16 protein-coding genes and 1 rRNA gene are annotated in these 17,731 nt (G+C 42.1%); 7 read left to right on the forward strand and 10 right to left on the reverse strand.

What is annotated here, in order from left to right:
* A 16S ribosomal RNA gene (locus ACH97_RS13235) occupies nucleotides 1–244 on the reverse strand; the annotation flags it as partial.
* 337 nt (nucleotides 245–581) lie between these two features.
* On the opposite strand from ACH97_RS13235, the gene pdaB reads away from it, so the two are divergent.
* Nucleotides 582–1,346: a polysaccharide deacetylase family sporulation protein PdaB gene (gene pdaB, locus ACH97_RS13240; protein ID WP_020449906.1), complete on the forward strand. Its 765-nt coding sequence runs from the start codon at nucleotides 582–584 to the stop codon at nucleotides 1,344–1,346.
* 8 nt (nucleotides 1,347–1,354) lie between these two features.
* Here pdaB and ACH97_RS13245 read toward each other — a convergent pair whose 3' ends face one another.
* The gene (locus ACH97_RS13245; protein ID WP_020449905.1) at nucleotides 1,355–1,954 is read right to left on the reverse strand and encodes a KinB-signaling pathway activation protein; all 600 of its coding nucleotides are present in this window, start codon (nucleotides 1,952–1,954) and stop codon (nucleotides 1,355–1,357) included.
* A gap of 113 nt (nucleotides 1,955–2,067) precedes the next feature.
* Between ACH97_RS13245 and gerD the strand changes: the two genes are divergently transcribed.
* On the forward strand, nucleotides 2,068–2,649 hold the full coding sequence (gerD, locus tag ACH97_RS13250) for a spore germination lipoprotein GerD (RefSeq protein WP_020449904.1): 582 nt from the start codon (nucleotides 2,068–2,070) through the stop codon (nucleotides 2,647–2,649).
* A 53-nt stretch (nucleotides 2,650–2,702) separates the two neighbouring features.
* Here the strand turns inward: gerD and ACH97_RS13255 are convergent, their stop codons facing one another.
* The 8 genes from ACH97_RS13255 to ACH97_RS13280 form a co-directional block, all read right to left on the reverse strand.
* A complete protein-coding gene (locus tag ACH97_RS13255) occupies nucleotides 2,703–3,764 on the reverse strand; it encodes an Mrp/NBP35 family ATP-binding protein (RefSeq protein WP_020449903.1) in 1,062 nt (353 codons plus the stop codon).
* 85 nt (nucleotides 3,765–3,849) lie between these two features.
* Nucleotides 3,850–4,563 (reverse strand): N-acetylmuramoyl-L-alanine amidase CwlD, encoded by a 714-nt coding sequence (gene cwlD / locus ACH97_RS13260; protein ID WP_020449902.1) that lies wholly within the window; start codon nucleotides 4,561–4,563, stop codon nucleotides 3,850–3,852.
* An 84-nt stretch (nucleotides 4,564–4,647) separates the two neighbouring features.
* Entirely contained in the window at nucleotides 4,648–5,091 is a 444-nt protein-coding gene (locus ACH97_RS13265; RefSeq protein WP_020449901.1) for a YbaK family protein, read from the reverse strand.
* A gap of 281 nt (nucleotides 5,092–5,372) precedes the next feature.
* The gene (locus ACH97_RS13270) at nucleotides 5,373–6,098 is read right to left on the reverse strand and encodes a LytR/AlgR family response regulator transcription factor (protein WP_006640359.1); all 726 of its coding nucleotides are present in this window, start codon (nucleotides 6,096–6,098) and stop codon (nucleotides 5,373–5,375) included.
* Nucleotides 6,095–6,226: a cyclic lactone autoinducer peptide gene (locus tag ACH97_RS24500; protein WP_006640358.1), complete on the reverse strand. Its 132-nt coding sequence runs from the start codon at nucleotides 6,224–6,226 to the stop codon at nucleotides 6,095–6,097. Before ACH97_RS24500 ends, ACH97_RS13270 begins: the two co-directional genes overlap by 4 nt.
* A gap of 15 nt (nucleotides 6,227–6,241) precedes the next feature.
* The gene (locus ACH97_RS13275; protein ID WP_020449900.1) at nucleotides 6,242–6,856 is read right to left on the reverse strand and encodes an accessory gene regulator ArgB-like protein; all 615 of its coding nucleotides are present in this window, start codon (nucleotides 6,854–6,856) and stop codon (nucleotides 6,242–6,244) included.
* Complete coding sequence (locus ACH97_RS23465) at nucleotides 6,849–7,172, reverse strand: ATP-binding protein (protein ID WP_155519893.1); 324 nt, start codon at nucleotides 7,170–7,172, stop codon at nucleotides 6,849–6,851. The genes ACH97_RS13275 and ACH97_RS23465 overlap by 8 nt, the downstream gene beginning before the upstream one ends.
* Complete coding sequence (locus ACH97_RS13280; protein WP_048350042.1) at nucleotides 7,136–8,137, reverse strand: hypothetical protein; 1,002 nt, start codon at nucleotides 8,135–8,137, stop codon at nucleotides 7,136–7,138. The genes ACH97_RS23465 and ACH97_RS13280 overlap by 37 nt, the downstream gene beginning before the upstream one ends.
* Before the next feature lie 226 nt (nucleotides 8,138–8,363).
* Here ACH97_RS13280 and ACH97_RS13285 point away from each other — a divergent pair, with 226 nt between their 5' ends.
* The 5 genes from ACH97_RS13285 (at nucleotide 8,364) to ACH97_RS13305 (ending at nucleotide 17,634) form a co-directional block, all read left to right on the forward strand.
* Nucleotides 8,364–8,570, forward strand: a complete 207-nt coding sequence (locus ACH97_RS13285) for a plantaricin C family lantibiotic (protein ID WP_020449898.1) — start codon at nucleotides 8,364–8,366, stop codon at nucleotides 8,568–8,570.
* 105 nt (nucleotides 8,571–8,675) lie between these two features.
* Nucleotides 8,676–11,993: a type 2 lanthipeptide synthetase LanM gene (gene lanM / locus ACH97_RS13290; protein WP_223254889.1), complete on the forward strand. Its 3,318-nt coding sequence runs from the start codon at nucleotides 8,676–8,678 to the stop codon at nucleotides 11,991–11,993.
* A 5-nt stretch (nucleotides 11,994–11,998) separates the two neighbouring features.
* Nucleotides 11,999–12,214, forward strand: coding sequence for a class II lanthipeptide, LchA2/BrtA2 family (locus ACH97_RS13295; RefSeq protein WP_020449896.1), 216 nt, complete (start codon nucleotides 11,999–12,001; stop codon nucleotides 12,212–12,214).
* 183 nt (nucleotides 12,215–12,397) lie between these two features.
* On the forward strand, nucleotides 12,398–15,490 hold the full coding sequence (locus tag ACH97_RS13300; RefSeq protein ID WP_020449895.1) for a type 2 lanthipeptide synthetase LanM family protein: 3,093 nt from the start codon (nucleotides 12,398–12,400) through the stop codon (nucleotides 15,488–15,490).
* Nucleotides 15,484–17,634 carry a peptidase domain-containing ABC transporter gene (locus ACH97_RS13305; protein ID WP_020449894.1) on the forward strand — a complete coding sequence of 717 codons (2,151 nt, stop codon included), beginning with the start codon at nucleotides 15,484–15,486 and terminating at the stop codon, nucleotides 17,632–17,634. Before ACH97_RS13300 ends, ACH97_RS13305 begins: the two co-directional genes overlap by 7 nt.
* Nucleotides 17,635–17,731 lie beyond the last annotated feature (97 nt).

A 17,731-nucleotide genomic window follows, 5' to 3' on the forward strand; every position in this document is an offset into this window, starting at 1 on the left:
GCGGGTCCATCTGTAAGTGGTAGCTAAAAGCCACCTTTTATAATTGAACCATGCGGTTCAATCAAGCATCCGGTATTAGCCCCGGTTTCCCGGAGTTATCCCAGTCTTACAGGCAGGTTACCCACGTGTTACTCACCCGTCCGCCGCTAACATCAGGGAGCAAGCTCCCATCTGTCCGCTCGACTTGCATGTATTAGGCACGCCGCCAGCGTTCGTCCTGAGCCAGGATCAAACTCTCCATGAAGTTTGATAATGACTACGCACATTCGCATGTGCGATTTATTTAATGAATTAACAGGTACGTTTGTCTTGTTTAGTTTTCAAAGATCATTTCCGCTTCGTTCAGCGGCTTTAATAATATAACATCAAGCCCACATATTTGTCAATAACTTTTTTCAAAATTATTTGTTGGAGCTTTTTCATGTCAGCTGTTTATCAGCGACGAATAATAATATAACATGTTAATTCAAATCTGGTCAACCCTCTTTTTAATTTTTTTCTTAAGATGAATTATTGTTATGTTCTATTTTAAACAAGCATAGGATGAATACAAAGCAGCATGGACAAGGAGGAGTTTCTCTGTGAACCATTTTTATGTGTGGCATATGAAACGGATTAAGCAGTTAATCATTATTATGATAGCCGCTTTTGCGACAGCAAGCTTTTTTTATGTACAAAACCTGCTCCCTCTTCCTGTGTTTTCTACAGAAAGCGGAGCAAAAGCGGTATATAGAGGAGACTCAGATACAAACGAAGTCGCTCTTACCTTTAATATCAGCTGGGGAGATCAAAAGGCCATGCCTATTTTAGATACATTAAAAGCAAACGGTATTAAAGATGCGACCTTTTTTCTTTCAGCTTCATGGGCGGAGCGCCATCCGGATGTCGTGGAAAGAATCCGTAAAGACGGTCATCAGATCGGGAGCATGGGCTATGCTTATAAAAACTATTCGCAAATGAAGAAAAGCGAAATCAAAAAAGACTTAACAAAAGCACAAAACTCTTTTCAAAAACTCGGTCTTGAGGACCTCACGCTTTTAAGGCCGCCGACCGGCCAGTTTAATAAAGACGTACTCGATGTCGCTAAACAGTACGGCTATACCGTCGTTCACTACAGTATTAATTCGGATGACTGGACGAACCCGGGGGTTCAAAAGATCGTACAAAACGTAAATGAAACGGTGAGCGCTGGTGATATCGTGCTCTTTCACGCTTCAGATTCGGCCAAACAAACAAAAGAAGCCCTGCCTGAGATCGTGCACCACCTCAGAAGCAAGGGACTCAAAAATGTAACCGTCAGCGATTTAATCGCAAATACGGATGCAAAATCATCAGAAGTAAAATAGCAACCGGTCTAAGCGCGGGCCTGAAATTTTGGGAGCATTAAAAGTTGAAAAGCGTTGCAGGCTAATAAAGGAAGCAGCATTAAATAGAGCCAGTCCTCTTCATTGACCCTTAACGCCGGGAACCACTCCATCACAGTAAAAACAAACATTAGAAATAATGCGGAAACGAACGTTTTTTTAGAGGACTGTTTTTGCTTTGCATAAGCGGCCGCAATGCTTACCGCCAAAATAAAGAGCGGCAGCCAAATATACGGAATGATGGAGCCTCCCTCTTTTTCAAAAAACAGAAAACGCAAGTAAACCAAATCAAACGCGACAAATACAATCAAAAACAGCTGAATCGAATTCCACAAAGAATGAGATCTGAAGATTTCCAGTGCAAAACGGTGAATCGTTAAGAAAATCACAAACCCCATTTGAGCAATCACGCTAAAGATCATGCCAACCCCGATAAACCAAAATAGAACAGAAAGAATCTCCAATACCTCGAAGGAAAGAAACAGCTCCTTATATCTTCCCCACTCAATGGCAAAACCGACAATACTTGTAGTCAAAGCTCCGACACCCAACACGGAAAAGAAAAATCGGACGAGATTACGGCTTTTCATTGTAGACTTCCCAACCCCTAAGTAAACGCTGTAGCAGCGATATTTTGTTATGTATAAATTTATAAAAGACATTCATATTAAAGGTAAGACGAGTTTTCGAAAGGAGCTTAAGCATGTTCAAGACCACAATGCTATCGATAAGCTGTTTTCTGTTTCTATCTGTAACAGCTTGTGCTCCCACGGACCAAGCAGCTGAGATGGACTATGATCAAACCAAAAAGATGGTTGTCGATATATTAAAGACAGATGACGGAAAAAAAGCGATTCAAGAAATATTAAATGATGACAAATTAAATGAAACACTTGTGATGGATGAAAAAACCGTCAAAGAAACCGTTGAAAAAACAATGACCTCCAAAAAAGGAGCTGAATTTTGGAAAAAAGTCTTCGAAGATCCAAAATTCGCAGAAGGCTTTGCCAAAACACTTCAAAATGAACATGAAAAAGTGCTGAAAAAACTGATGAAAGATCCTGAGTACCAAAAAATGCTGATGCAGGTCATGCAGGATCCTGAAATGACCAAAAAATACGGTGAACTTGTCAGAAGCCAGGAATTCCGAACCCACCTGCAGGAAGTCATATCTGACACTCTGTCAAGCCCGCTCTACAGAAAGCAGTTTGAAGAGGAACTGAAAAAAGCTGCTTCTGAAAGCATGAAAGAAGAAATGAAAGGCGGCGAAGAAAAACAAAGCTAAGCCGCTTTTCATTCACTAAAAGCTTCTTCCGCGGAGGAAGCTTTTTCTGATCTTTAAGCTTTTACGCCAATGCTTTCGTCGATTTTTTTGGCGATATCCAAATAAATGGCACCGGTCGGATGACTTTCATCATAAACGGACGGCGCAAATTCGCTGTCATCCCAATCGGGCTGCTTCAGCGGAATTTTGCCCAGAATCGGAACACCGAGTTCTTCTGCGAGCTTCTCGCCTCCGCCTTTGCCGAATACGTATTCTTTTTCGCCTGTTTTGACGCTTTCGTAATAAGCCATATTTTCAACGATTCCCAAGATTTCATGATCGGTCTTCAAAGCCATCGCGCCCGCTCTTGCAGCGACAAACGCGGCAGTAGGGTGCGGCGTCGACACGATCACCTCTTTGCAGCTTGGAAGCATTGAGTGAACATCAAGCGCTACATCGCCTGTTCCCGGCGGCAGGTCTAAGATAATATAATCGACATCTCCCCATTCAACCTCATGGAAAAAGTTATTCAGCATTTTTCCAAGCATAGGGCCTCTCCAAATGACAGGGGCATTGTCTTCAACAAAAAATCCCATCGAAATTACTTTGACTCCGAATCTTTCAACCGGCACGACCTTTTCTCCTTCAATCGTCGGCCGTACAGTGATTCCCATCATATCCGGAACGCTGAATCCGTAAATATCGGCGTCGATTAATCCGACTTTCTTTCCGATTCGAGCCAAAGACACAGCCAAATTGACGGACACCGTCGACTTGCCGACGCCGCCTTTACCGCTTGCCACCGCTAAAAACACAGGCTGTTTTTCACTATTCAGCAGAGATTGATCCTGCCCTTGGGCAGACTCTTGATTATTCATCACGACTTCTTCAGGCAGCTCCTCAAAACGCAGGCCGACCGTCTCTGCACCGGCTTCTTTTAACCGTATGACGATTTCCTGCTGAAGCTGCATTTGTTCGGCAGATCCCGTTTTTGCGAGCGCCACCTTTACGCTGACGTGCCGTTTTTCGGGTTTTATTTTAATTTCCTTGACGGCATCCAGCTCTCTGAGCGGCTTGTGAAGAAATGGCTCGTCCAAATCGCCGACTATTTTTTTTACATCGTCTTCTCGCAACATTGATCTCACCCTTTGTTGTATTCGTTTACAAAATAAGTATAGCATATCTTTCCTTATAGTGTCTTTGACACAAAAAGAAACCCTCTTATTCAGGAGGGTCTCTGTCTTCTGTAAAGTAGCGCAATACACCTTTATATACGGATGCCGCGATTTTGTCCTGATATTTGGGCTTGGCCAGCTGTTTTGCTTCTTTCGGATTTGACAAAAACCCGATCTCGACGAGGGCCCCCGGCTTTTTCACATTTTGCATCAAATAAATGCCGTGTATCCGCTTTGCCTTCCGCGTCGTGTTTTCAAGATTATGTCTTAATTCATCCTGAATAAACTTGGCGGCCCGTTCGTTTTCTTCATATTGCCCGTAAAAGAAGCTTTGCGCACCGCTCCATCGGGCGGAAGGAATCGCATTCAAATGGATGCTGAGGTAAAGGTCGGCTTCAGAATTGTTGATCACGTCGACCCTTTTCCGCAAGTCTTCCGCTTTCCTTCTGCTGAGCCCCTTCGTTTCTTCAGGAGCGAGATCATGATCGTCCTCCCGCGTCAGCAACACCAAGGCGCCCTGTTCCTGGAGATAGTCCCTGATTCTAAGGGATACTTCAAGCGCCACATCTTTTTCAAGGAGTTCACCGCTTGATGCTCCTCCATCCGCGCCCCCGTGTCCAGGATCAATATAAATGATCTTGCCGCTCAACGGAAGATTCCATGACCGCCAAGAATCATCATTGTGAAATTGATATTGAAATAAACATAATAAAACGACAAAGCCGAGTAAAAACCCGAGCCATTTTATTTTTTTCTTCATCCCTTTCCCTCCCGCTCGTCCTTACTACAACATATGGGACAAGGAAAGGAAATATGATTCAGCTTGGCCGCACTTTTACATAAATTATCTGAGCCGAAGCTTAAAGCGTCTTTCCCGCTCGCTGAAGCCTTCCTTCCACCAGCTTTGGATGAAGTATTCGCAAGCATAATAGAGTGGTTCATGAGCCGCTTGAATATTAAAAGCCTCAGACCAGCTCACCGCATATTCATAAAGCTCGTGCAGAAGCTGTTTTTCTTCTTTTTCTGAGCGGACCATCGCTCGTTGAACGGGCTCTCCGTGATAGCCGAACTTTCCGTACTCGGCTCCCAGCAAATAGGCCTCAATGGCAAAATCGATGCAGCCGTCATACAAAATATCCGTGTGCTTAGAAAAAAAATGAAAAAGAGGAGCAAAGCATTCCTCCGCAGAATTCAGCATTTTTTCCAAAGACAGTTCGCGCAGAAGCTTTTTTTCCAAATTGATCTGCTTCTTTTGTTTTTCATTGTTAAAAGATACGACCGTCCCCATAGAACCGCCTCCTTTTTACCTTGTATTGTGCAGTCAGGAGCCGGAAATCATGCTTTTCTAAGGAAGGGAAACGGAGGAAGAAGCCGAAAATATTAGGAGAGGTTAGTTTCAGCTCATTTATGCGCGCCATCCATAAAGTGTTCTGCAAAGGAAAATCAGTTTTTAGTCTTTTCTTATTTTCAATACTTGTTTAATCATCTGTCCAGCAGCATAAATAAAGGCGCAATGATCGATTGGCTAAATCGATTCATCGTGCCTTGTATCAAGTAAAAGTTTTACTTTTATATCACCGCGGTGAGAAGTTCTTTGAGCTCACGGTATTTGTTACGGCTCACATTGATAATCTTTTTGCAGTTTTTAATTTTTAGATTATACGACTTCATGTAGGTGTCTTGGATGATTTCCTCAATCTTATCCAACGGAACGAGGAAAGACTGATGGGTTCTAAAAAAGTTGCTCCCTTTAAGCATTTCCTCAAGGGTCATCAAACATTGACTTGACTTAATGATCTTTCCATTTTCAAGATTTATGCAGGATTTTCTCCCCACCTTTTCAATATACAAAATGCTGTCTACATCTACGAGATGAATTTTGCCGCTAGAACTGATGCCTATCTTTTTATTGTTTCTTTTTGAAAAAGCCTTATGATTTCGAAGAAGCTCTACAGCTGATTTGAGTCTTAAAATGTTAATCGGTTTGACTAAAAAATCAATAGGATAAAACTTATATCCATCCAGAGCGTATTCTGTGTAGGAACTCATGAACATGATGCTGATACTGGGATAATACTCTTTCAGATATTCAGCTAAATCGAAACCGCTTGACTGCTTCAGATTGATATCGATAATGACCAGATCGACTTCATTCACAGACTCCAGGTGGGAAATCAACTCGCTTATTTCTCTTGTGATTAATTCAAATCTAGCATGACTGATGCTGTCCGAAACCTCTTTGAAAAAATCAAGAATATCTTGATCATCATCAATCACGCATATTCTTACCGTCAATGATCGTCACTCTTTAAATCCTCAGGCAATTCCGGTTCATAAGCAAACCAGAAACAGCTGCTTAGTGAAGTAATTGAATTGAAAAACAAAGCGGATACACCAATCAAATAAGTAATAAATTTCACCATTTCCCTAGTCCCCTTTTATTTTTTATTAAACCTCTTATCAAAAGATAAGATGATTTTATGCCATGAGTCAGTCAAGGTAATGCTTTGCATGATCATTGCGATCCAAATGCCGTATTGAAGCTGGCTGTCAACCAAAAGGCTGACCAGCATGAGACCCAGAAAAACGCAAATCGACCTATATTTAATCTCTGTTCTCTGTTGAGGACTGAATACCTGCATCTTTTTATGCAGTTTCGGTGATTTTTTTAAGAAAATGAAAAATGACAAGACAATCAGGCCAATCAGCATCCATTTCATCCCCCGGGAGAAGTGAAAAGCAAATTCTATGGATATGTACGTGATCACCATAATTTGAAACGTGCTGAAAAATAAACAATAATAATAACCTTTAAAGTGGCTTCCCCCTGAAAACATTCTCAAAAATCCGCCCGCCGACAAGATGACCATGGCTTGTATCACGCAGTCAAAATAACAAGCTATAATAAATACCAGCAGTATTTGATTGATGGCGGCAAGCATCCACTCAAGCCCGTATCGTATGCTATCTTGCCTACTACGAAAATCAGGGTTGTAATAAATGATCTGTTCCGAAATTTTTTTTGACAAGTAATTGGGTGTGAACTTAACCATCGCCTAACTCCTTCGGAATCCTGACTTTGAAGACGATCATCCTATCGATGATCTCCGGAAAGATGAATCCTTGATGCTTCTCAACGACTGATTTAACGATATGGAGGCCATATCCCCTTCCCTTCTTGCCTTTCGTAGAAAATCCTTCTTCAAAAATCCGATCTACCACCTCAGCGAACCGCTCTACGTCTCCAAAGTTGCCTACATCTATTCTGTAGTAACCTTCTCCGGAATCAATCTGGACATATACTGTCCGTTCTGGAATATCACCGAGTTCTTTTACGGTTTCACTGCATTCATGATCAGGTTTCCAAATATTTTATTTGTTTCAAAAAGCTTGCATGGAAAATCCCTCAGACTATCGCTGATTTTATAGTGAATACGAATATCTTCCTTTAAGGCTTTATCCTTATACGAAAGGAGCAGGGCGCTGAGCGCAATGGAATGGATAGGAAGTATGTCGCTGATTAAAGCGGAGTCCTTCATCACGTCACTTAGATAATGTTTCGTTTCTTCATATTGCCCTTTATTAAGCATTTGTTGAATTGCGATAAGATGATGCCCCTGATCATGGTTATGTTTTTTTATGAAGTGAATGTATTTGCCAACCTCCTCATATTGTTCCTCTAAAGAATTCTCAGCGTTACGGAGGTTTTTGTAGAAAATGCGCCTCATGATAATCAAGGTGAAAAAAGTTAATGAAACAAGGGCAATGCTCCAAAAAAGATTAATAAAGCCCTCTACTTTTTGGTTCTTATAGATGATGAAATAGTATAGAAGCAGCAAAGAAAATGACAGTATCAAAATCATGTACAATTTTATGTCCAAGTCTTTCACCTGTTTCTTCGGTGAAATTAAAACCACTCTCTTTTTTCGAATTAGGAAAAGCATGAATAAAAGGATACAAAAATGGGGCAATGCCGTACCAAGGCTTCCCTCTTTTACATTGAGAACTGGCTCGGCAACTCTTAACATTGCGAAGCCAATCACTTCGGATACGAGTAAACAAACAGCACCCAATAAAACGCCGATTATCGATAACAGAATTCTGAGGTTCAAAAAAAGCGAAACCGGTAAACTGATCGCCAAAACCATAATGGAAAGGTACAGCAGAGGAGGAAAAGAACTTTTCACCAGATACAATACAATGCTTCCGTAAAGGCTGATTAAGAGCAGGCTGAAAAATTTGTTTTTATAGCTGACATTCAATAACGAAATACCAATCGTTATAATCAAGAATGTTTCAAGCATACCTCCAATTAATTGGGTTGGCAGATCCATTACTAACACTCCTAAAATATACATATTAGGTATTTCATCTCAATTATACAAAGAAGGAAAGTTTATGTATAGATATTTTCGAATATTTAACTTATTGGACACAATAATTTTGAAATAGGGCATTTTGCACAAGAAATAATCCAAAATAGCCCAAAAATAATCCAACAATTCTAATTATTGTTATAATAATGCTGAGCTCCCAAAATTAATTAAGAGGTGAAGGAAAATGTCAAAGATCGAAGCATGGAAAAATCCTGTTGCACGTATGAACAGCCAAATTGTAAGTCCTGCCGGTGACTTAATGGACGAGTTGTCAGACAGTGAAATGGAAATGCTTGCAGGCGGCTGCGAGTGGTATAACATCAGCTGTCAATTAGGTAACAAAGGTCAATGGTGCACTCTTACAAAAGAATGTCAACGGAGCTGCAAATGAAACCCAGCCGATATTAACGACTGTCTACAAAAATAATGTTAATAAAGAGATGTAGGAAAACTTCAAATTTGGAAGCATGGAAAAATCCTATTACACAACTGCCAAGTGACCAACCCTGCGGGTGATTTAATGGACAAGCTGTCAGACAGTGAAATGGAAATGCTTGCAGGCGGCTGTGCTTGGTGCAACATCAGCTGTCAATTAGGTAATAAAGGTTCCTGGTGTACTCTTCAGTACAAGATATTAGTTGAATCTGGCCGGCATTTTGCCGGCCGTGTGCATCTCATTCAGAAAAAGGTTAGGAGTGAAACAATGGACAGCATGTTGAAGGGAACGGATTCAGAGCGGTTAGAGCAGATCAAATTTTGGAGCCGTTTCTTCTACAATAATGAAGAGTATATGAAAAGAAGCCTAAATGAAATATCTGGAATAAACATTGATCATATATTAGCCTTAAAGTTTGGCGGCAAAAAGAGTGCTGTAGAAAATGTTCATCCCTGGTTTGATGATTGGGATTTAATCCTTAAGGGAGCGCTTGATCCTCTGCCGGCACGCCAGACGGAACAAAATAAAAAGTTCGGTACATTCATCGATCATTTCCTGAAACTAGCTTTCTCCAAACTTAAAACTTTATACATACATAACCATTCATTCGATTTTTCAGAAAACGAGTTATATTCAGACTTGCTTGAACAAATGAATGACGACATCTATTCTATCTGCCACAAGACCCTCGTGCTTGAGCTGAATGTATACCGAGAGCAGGGACTCCTGAAAGGCAGCACCCCCGAAGAGCGGTATGACTATTTCGAACATGAAATTTTGACAGATAAAAAGTTCCTATCCTCATTCGGAAGCGAGTATCAGAGCCTCATCTCCCTTTTGATCCACAAAGTCAATAGCTCAGTTAGCTTTATTAGGGATATTGTTGAGCATCTAGAAAATGACTGGCCCGTGCTGATTAAAACCTTCCCGAAAATAGGAAGATTAAGGAAGATTCACCTTGGTAAAGGGGACACACACGACAATGGAAAAAGTGTTTCAATTTTGGAATTCGAAGGCGGCCAATCGCTCGTCTATAAACCAAGACCCTTGGACGCAGACCAACAATATCAGAAGTTGCTATCTTGGCTAAATGCTCAGGAGAACAATATTCCGAATTTCTACAAAATGAAGGTGGTCAATGCAGATGATCATGGTTGGACGGAATTTATTCAATATAAAGCCTGCCAATCAGCCGAAGAAGTCAAAGATTTTTATAAACGTATGGGCGCTCAACTTGCTGTACTGTATGTGTTGAACGCAACTGATTTTCACTATGGAAATATCATTGCAATGGGTGGTCACCCGGTGTTCGTCGATATGGAATCATTGTTTCATCAGAATATTTACGATGACAGTTACAGCAAAGAAGCTCTTGGACAAGCCGATAAAATGCTCTCGAAATCGATTATGGCTTCCGGCATGCTACCTAATTTGCTTTATCAGCGGAAGGACCGGAATAAATCAGGTGTTGATTTAAGTGGATTGGGAGGGAAAGGAAATCAGCGCCTCCCGTTTGAAGTGGCCCAAATTGTCGATAAGGGTACTGACCAGGCATATTTGAAAAAGGGGATAGCCTTTTTGGAAGCCGGCCTCAATCTGCCAAGCTATAATGGGAAGTTCGTGAATCTTCACGATTATCTATCTGAAATTGTCGAGGGCTTTACGGCCGTCTACCGATTTATGGCTGCAAACAAAGTAGAGCTTACCAGCCAGTTGCAAGGATTCAAGCAAGTCAGAGTCAGGACGATTTTAAGACCAACAGCGGTCTATGGAGAATTCCTGCGTAGTCTAGTCCATCCTGATTTGCTTCGAGATCCAGTTGATCAGGAAGTTTTTTTACACAGGCTGTGGCTAAAGTGCCTCCAGGTTCCAAAAATGGAGAGTATTATCATTGATGAAATGGAAGATTTACGCCGCCATGATGTCCCTTTATTCACAACCAGACCGGGCGAGCGGCATTTATGGAGCTCAAACGGAAGAGTCATCAGAGACTTCTTTCTTTCCCCTGCGTTTGACCTTGTCTTGGAAAAGATACGAAGTCTTGACGAAAAGGACTTATACGGGCAACTACAGGTTTTGCATATGGTCATGCTCGCCTCAAGTGCAGATCATTATGCGGATGTTGAGAAAATTGATCCATTCTGGAATAAGACAGCTCCGGCTAAAGAAGATTTCCTAGAACAGGCAGTCGATATAGGAAATTACTTACTGAAGACAAAAATACAAGGGGTGAACAGGAACAAAAAGGATCTTACCTGGATCAGTACCGTGCTGGAAGGAAACAATGAAGTGATATGGAAAATTTCTCCCGTAGGACTCGATCTTTATAACGGCAACAGCGGAATAGCCCTCTTTCTAGCTTACCTCTCGTATTTTACAGGTGAACAACGATTTAAAGAGGCGGCGGAACAAGCAATTGTTCCGATTCTAAATGATATGAAAAAATTCAGCGAAAATCCAACTTGGAGCCTCGGGGCATACAGCGGTGTAGGCGGAAACCTGTTTACAACCATCCTACTTGCAGAACTCTGGAATGATTCATCTCTTCACCAACAGGTGGAAAAAGCCTTGCCAGGATATATCGCGATGATCAACGAGGATACAATCTTTGATTATATAGGTGGTGCTACGGGAGCACTTGACATCCTGCTGTGTATTTTCCATCGAACAGGAAGCATCCAAGCGGTTAAGGGAGCTATTTCATGCGGAAAACATCTAATGAAACACGGTCGTGTAATGAAAAGCGGCGGAATGGGCTGGCCTTCTGTCTTGGACGGCTCAGTTCTGACAGGCTATTCGCATGGTACGGGAGGTACCGCTGCTGCTCTTTCCTCTCTCAATTACTGGACTGAAAACAAAGCAATCCTTCCGTATATATCGAAAGCCTTGGAATATGAGCGGACATTTTATGATGAAAAGGAGAAAAACTGGCGAACGCCAGGAAGGGATACATCCTCATACGCCTGGTGTCATGGAGCTCCGGGAATACTATTGTCAAGGCTCCGCCTGAAGGAAAATGGCTGGACGGATCCTTTGCTCGACAGGGAAATTGAAGTTGCGCTTGAAACGACTTTGCACAAAGGATTTGGTAATAACCGCTCTTACTGCCACGGTGACTTTGGACAATTAGAAATTCTCCTCTATGCCAAACAAGTACTTCAGGATCGTGAACTGGACGTTTATATCGAATCTGTCAGATCGCAATTGTTGGAGATCGTTAAACAGAAAATGTGGAATTATGGTATATCAAGGGGAACGGAAGCTAAAGGGTTAATGACCGGGCTGGCTGGCATCGGAATGGGGTTATTGAAGCAATATGACAGTGAGGCGGTACCGAACATATTGAATCTTGAAAACAAACTACTTGAAAGGAGGTGAAACGAATGTCACATCGTGAAATGGCTGCAATTTACCGTGATGCCAACAAACGTGCCAATCTTGAGTTTTCTAACCCTGTCGGCGAGGTCAACGAAGAAGAATTAAAGAACCTTGCAGGTGCTGCGGATGTTACACCGCACACTACTCCTTCTTCATTGCCATGTGGAACATTGGTTACAGCTGTTTGGTGTCCGTCTAACGCATGTACATCTGATTGCTAATTTGGCCAATGCTAGTATGAGAGGGATTTAGAATGGGAGCTCAGATCCTTCTTCTTACATAACGTTTGGCCGGAAAATGAAAAACAAGGGGCGGTTGGTCATGTTTTATCGAGGCCAACCGTTTCGTTATCTATTATATCCAACTTTTCTTAAATGTATGCATAAAAGAAAGGGGAGATTAACATGACTGTTGCAAAAATGAAGGATATGTTCAGCCGTTCTGCTTATCTGAATGAACGAAAAATTACCGGCACAAAAACGCCAGCTGTTAATATAAAAGAGTTCAATAAGTGGAAAAGGGCTATACCCGAAGGAATGCTCGAGAAGCGGCTCAAAATGGACCGCTTGACTATAGAACAGCTGATGCAGTACATAGAAGAGAAGGATAATCCAGTTGTGGAGAAAGAATTGCCGTGGACTACGGTATTTGAAAAAGTGATGCATACATATAAATCAACTCCATTGGATTACACCAGCTTTCAAGCATTGGTTGATCCTTTCATCCAGTATGCGAAAAAGCGGCTTGCTGATGCACTCAGGCATATTAACACCAGCCTGGTAAACCTTGAAACCATAATCAAGTCGATTGCTAATACACTTTATGAACGGCTTCATTCAATGCTGATGAAATGTGTGATTCTCGAAGTCAACATCGCTAGAAAGGTCGGGATGCTCGAAGGAGAAACGGGTGAAGAACGATTTGAGCACTTTATGCGCCAACTCAATGAGGATCATGAACTCAGGATGGAATTCTTCGGAAACTATCCAGTCCTTTCGCGGTTGATGACTGAGAGCATGCAAAATACTCTGGACGTCACCGTGGAACTAATCCAACGTTTTGTGAAAGATCACGAGAGCATCAAATATCAATTTGGGAACCGTCTCCATCGATTAGAGAGACTGAAAATGGGCCTCGGTGATACACATCAAAACGGCAGAACTGTTGCTCTACTGGAATTTGAAACCGGCAACAAGCTAGTTTATAAACCACGACAGATTTTGATCGATAAAATTTTCGAAGCCTTGCTGTCTTGGCTGAACGGGAAAGGTTTGCAGTATCCTCTCCAATCAGCCAAAAGTTTGGATTGCCGAACCTACGGCTGGCAGGAGTTTGTCCCGTACGAAAAGTGCACACATGAAGATGAGGTGAGTCGCTTTTATTATAGGCAAGGAGCTTATACTGCGCTGTTCTACATCTTGGGCTCCTCCGATTTTCATGCAGAAAATATTATCGCGCACGGGGAATACCCAGTTCCGATAGATTTAGAGACGCTTTTCAGCCGAAATCTGGAAATGATGAAACAGCTCAGAGTCCAGAGCCGACTGGCACTTGAGCTAAACGATTCGGTCTACTCAACTTTGATGCTTCCACTCCCTTCTTTTGAGCATTCAATTATTGACTTTGACTTGAGCGCCCTAGGCGCAGGTCAAAACCAGGTATCAAAAAAAATAAAGAGCCTCCATCTTGAAGGCGAGGGAACCGATGAAATTAAGATGACCCGTGTTCCCGCAAAGTCGGGTGAGTACAAAAACAAACCGATGTTTAAAGGGAAAACAATGTCCGCCTTCGATTATTCGGCTGAATTGGAAACAGGTTTTTCAGACATGTACAAACTGTTTCTTCGCCATAAGGAAGAATTCATGAGTGTTGATGGCCCTTTGCAGCCTTATGGTAAAGCCCATGTCCGCCAGGTATTCAGGCCAACACACGTGTACATGGAATTCCTCCATAACAGCCTGCATCCCGATTATGTACAGAACGGGCTTGACCGAGTGCAAATGTTCGATATTCTGTGGCAAGTGACCAACCAAAGCTCAAAATTCGAGGAGCTAGTCAAGCATGAAACAAAGGATCTGCTAAGACATGACGTTCCGTATTTCTATTTTACACTAAACAGCCGTGATCTCTATAACAGCAATGGACACCTTATCTCCTCTTTCTTTTCTGAAACAGGGTTTGAATCTATTTTCAAAAGGATCAACAAACTTAGCAAAAGCGACTTAGAAAAACAAACACAATATTTAAGGTGGTCTCTCGCATCCATGCTGGGCGACGTATGGAAATTTCATCAGACCGTCCCAACCCTACCTAAAAGAAAAGGGAACCTTTCTCCTTCCTCTATCATTAAGGAAGCATTGGAGCTAGGCAGACAATTAAAAGACAGGGCTATTATCGAGGATAACCTTGAAGTGAACTGGCTTGGATTAAATTTAAATAAGGAAACAGGCGTTAACGTGTCGGTCAAGAGCTCTGATCTATATGATGGATTACTTGGCTATGCTCTCTTTTTGGCTTATTTAGCGAGGGAAACAAACAATTGTCAATACGAAAAACTAAGCCGTGGTGCGATCAAAACAGTTATTCGAAAAGCCGGCGACAAACCGCTCAACCCTTCCGTTTCGGCTTTCAGTGGAGAAGGCGCATTTTTGTATGGACTGGTTCACCTTGGACTACTATGGAATGACCGCGAACTGATCCGGCGGGCAAAGGAAAGGTTGCCTTCTTTACATGATATCATCCGTGATGAAAAAAACCCTGATTTCTCAGGAGGTCTGGCCGGTTTTATCGTGATGTCGCTTAATATCTATCAAGAAACGGGAGACAAAGACTATTTGGATATGGCTCAATTTGCAGGAGATAGACTCATGCAGCTGCTGACTGAAATCGATGAGGGGACCGGCCTTGCTCATGGAGCATCGGGATACGCCTGGGCACTCGGCTCACTTGGAAAAGTAACAGGGAAGAAAATCTATAAAGATAAAACTGAAAAATTACTTTTATATGAAAATACATTTTACGATCCAGCCACAGGCAATTGGGACTCGGCTGCAGCTTCCGAAAATCAGAAACGAAAAAGAGTTTACTGGTGTCACGGAGCGCCGGGCATTGCCCTATCCCGACTGATGCTGAAAAACACATCAAATTTAGAACTTATCGCAAAGGACCTCGACATATCTTTGAAAACGGTCATATGCGAAGGGGTAATAGAAAGCCACTGTCTTTGCCACGGAACTATGGGAAACGCGGACATCCTCCTAACAGCCTCCCAAGAGCTGAATGACGTAAAACTGGAAAAGAAAGCAAGGGATTTAGTTGATATTGTTCTTTCCCAGAAAAAGACGTACGGTTGGAGGTTTGGCTTAGATCCTAGAGCGGAGATGGATGGCTTCATGCTTGGCCGGACGGGGATTGGGTATAGCCTGTTGAGGTTCAAAAACCCCGAAATACCATCAGTTCTGGCTTTGGAGCTGCCAAAGGGAGGAGCCGTATGTTAAAGAAGAAAAAATTATTTCCAACTCGCAGGCGTGTTCCTTTCATTGAACAGATGCAGCAGACCGAATGCGCACTTTGTTGCATCGCAATGATTTCGTCCTATTACAAAAATGACTTATCCATGTACGAGGTTCGGGAGCGAATGGGAAACGGCCGTGATGGAACGACTTTGTTCCATCTTAAAAAGTTGGCGGAGCAGCTGAATTTCGACACGAAATCGTATAAAGCTGATAGCCGGCAACTGGGGACTCTCATACTGCCAGCAATCCTGTACTGGGAAAACAATCATTTCGTTATTCTCGAGAAGGTTGCACAACAAGCTTATACAATCGTTGATCCAGGTTCTGGAAGGAGGAAGCTGAAAGAGAAAGAATTCACGGAGAAATATTCGGGATACGTACTTACTTTATATCCCAACAAAAATTTTGAACGCCGGAGCAGAAAAAACGTCTGGGCATCCTTCTCTTATTTAGTGACGAATAGGCCAAAGATTTTCATTAGTATCCTGTTTCTCACATTCTTGCTACAGATGTTCACAGTAGCGATGCCAATCTTTATCCAATTTGTCATTGACAAGATTATTGTCCCCGACTATCGGGATCTACTGAATATATTCTTAGCCGGAATTGGTGGGCTGATCCTATTCAATACCCTATTTACGTTTTTACGGGGGAGAATTCTGATCACTCTTCATAATGCGCTTGATTATGAGATCCAAACTAGATTTTTCAGTCACCTTCTCAGGCTGCCGTACCAGTTCTTCCTTCTGCGTTCCTTCGGAGATTTGCTTTTTAGGGCGAACAGCATGAAGGTGATCCGCGACCAGCTGGCCAACCAGGTAGTAAAAGGTCTGCTGGATTCCGCTGTTTTGCTGGTCATCCTATTGTATATGTTCTTGCAATCGCCTCTAATGGTTTTTATAGTCGCTTTGATAGCATCTACCAATGTAATACTAATCGCCGTGAGCCAAAGATACCTCGCAGAGACGAATCAGATGGAGATTAAAGAGCATTCCGAAGTGCAAGGAGCGCAGACAGAAATGCTCTATGGAATATTTGGAGTAAAGACGTCCGGTGTGGAAAGCAAGATTTACAATAGATGGCTTCAGAGATTCAGGAATCTTCTTAGCGCTTATAGGAAGAAAGAAATTGTACTGAACCGCGTAAACACCGCAAGCAATACAATGCAGCTTATGGCTCCCCTGATCCTCTTATGGGTTGGAGCACACCAAGTGTTTGCAGGAAGTATCACGCTTGGGGTATTGGTAGCATTTCATGCCATTTCAAACCAATTTTTCATGTTGAGCGGCAATATCGTTCAAACGATCAATTCTTTTATCTTGACAACATCCTACCTAAAACGAGTTGAAGATGTCCTCGATGCACCTGGAGAAATGGAGGGAGACAAGATGAAAAAAACACTTGAAGGCAATATTCTGTTAAAGAATGTCACTTTCTCCTACTCTAAATACAGCGAAAATGTGATTCATAATGTTACACTCGATATCAAGAAAGGACAAAAAGTTGCTCTTATTGGACAGTCAGGATCAGGAAAAACGACACTCGCCAACATGATAATCGGGCTATTCGCACCGTCTTCGGGAGACATCTATTACGACGGCGTTAGCATGAAAGAGCTTGATCTGGGCCACCTGCGTCGGCAAATTGGTACCGTACCTCAAAATGTCATGCTGTTTAATAGAAGCATTTATGATAATATAATTCTCCATAATCCAGAGGCGTCTCCCGAAGAAGTAATCGAAGCCGCAAAGGCTGCCCAAATCCATGAAGAAATTATGAAGATGCCAATGCAGTATCATACAATGGTATCTGAGATGGGCATGAATATTTCTGGCGGGCAAAGGCAGCGAATCGCCCTCGCAAAGGCGCTTCTTGGAAAACCGTCGATTCTCGTCCTTGATGAGGCAACCAGCTCACTTGATCATTTAAATGAATCAAAGATTGACGAGTATCTCTCTGATATTAACTGCACAAGAATTGTGATTGCCCATAGACTTACGACAGTAATGAATTGTGACATGATTGTCGTTGTCGACAACGGAAGAATCATCGAATCGGGCACACACCATGAGTTGCTGAAAAAGTCCAGTTTCTACAGTGAATTCTATAAAGAAATGATTTCATAACACGCTCTTGGATCGTCAAGAAGCGTGTCTTTTTCTAAAATTCGTAAAGCACACTTTACAATAAGTGAAGTTTACTTTACAATTTAATTGAAATAAC

Source organism: Bacillus paralicheniformis, from assembly GCF_001042485.2.
Lineage (GTDB): Bacteria > Bacillota > Bacilli > Bacillales > Bacillaceae > Bacillus > Bacillus paralicheniformis.

What these genes read in the sequence shown, in the direction of transcription:
- ACH97_RS13305 (WP_020449894.1), top strand. Translation starts at nt 15,484, where the DNA reads ATGTTAAAGAAGAAAAAATTATTTCCAACTCGCAGGCGTGTTCCTTTC.
- ACH97_RS24500 (WP_006640358.1), bottom strand. Translation starts at nt 6,226, where the DNA reads ATGGTGAAATTTATTACTTATTTGATTGGTGTATCCGCTTTGTTTTTC.
- ACH97_RS13300 (WP_020449895.1), top strand. Translation starts at nt 12,398, where the DNA reads ATGACTGTTGCAAAAATGAAGGATATGTTCAGCCGTTCTGCTTATCTG.
- ACH97_RS13255 (WP_020449903.1), bottom strand. Translation starts at nt 3,764, where the DNA reads ATGTTGCGAGAAGACGATGTAAAAAAAATAGTCGGCGATTTGGACGAG.
- gerD (WP_020449904.1), top strand. Translation starts at nt 2,068, where the DNA reads ATGTTCAAGACCACAATGCTATCGATAAGCTGTTTTCTGTTTCTATCT.
- ACH97_RS13245 (WP_020449905.1), bottom strand. Translation starts at nt 1,954, where the DNA reads ATGAAAAGCCGTAATCTCGTCCGATTTTTCTTTTCCGTGTTGGGTGTC.
- ACH97_RS13265 (WP_020449901.1), bottom strand. Translation starts at nt 5,091, where the DNA reads ATGGGGACGGTCGTATCTTTTAACAATGAAAAACAAAAGAAGCAGATC.
- ACH97_RS13285 (WP_020449898.1), top strand. Translation starts at nt 8,364, where the DNA reads ATGTCAAAGATCGAAGCATGGAAAAATCCTGTTGCACGTATGAACAGC.
- ACH97_RS13280 (WP_048350042.1), bottom strand. Translation starts at nt 8,137, where the DNA reads ATGGATCTGCCAACCCAATTAATTGGAGGTATGCTTGAAACATTCTTG.
- ACH97_RS13275 (WP_020449900.1), bottom strand. Translation starts at nt 6,856, where the DNA reads ATGGTTAAGTTCACACCCAATTACTTGTCAAAAAAAATTTCGGAACAG.
- ACH97_RS13295 (WP_020449896.1), top strand. Translation starts at nt 11,999, where the DNA reads ATGTCACATCGTGAAATGGCTGCAATTTACCGTGATGCCAACAAACGT.
- cwlD (WP_020449902.1), bottom strand. Translation starts at nt 4,563, where the DNA reads ATGAAGAAAAAAATAAAATGGCTCGGGTTTTTACTCGGCTTTGTCGTT.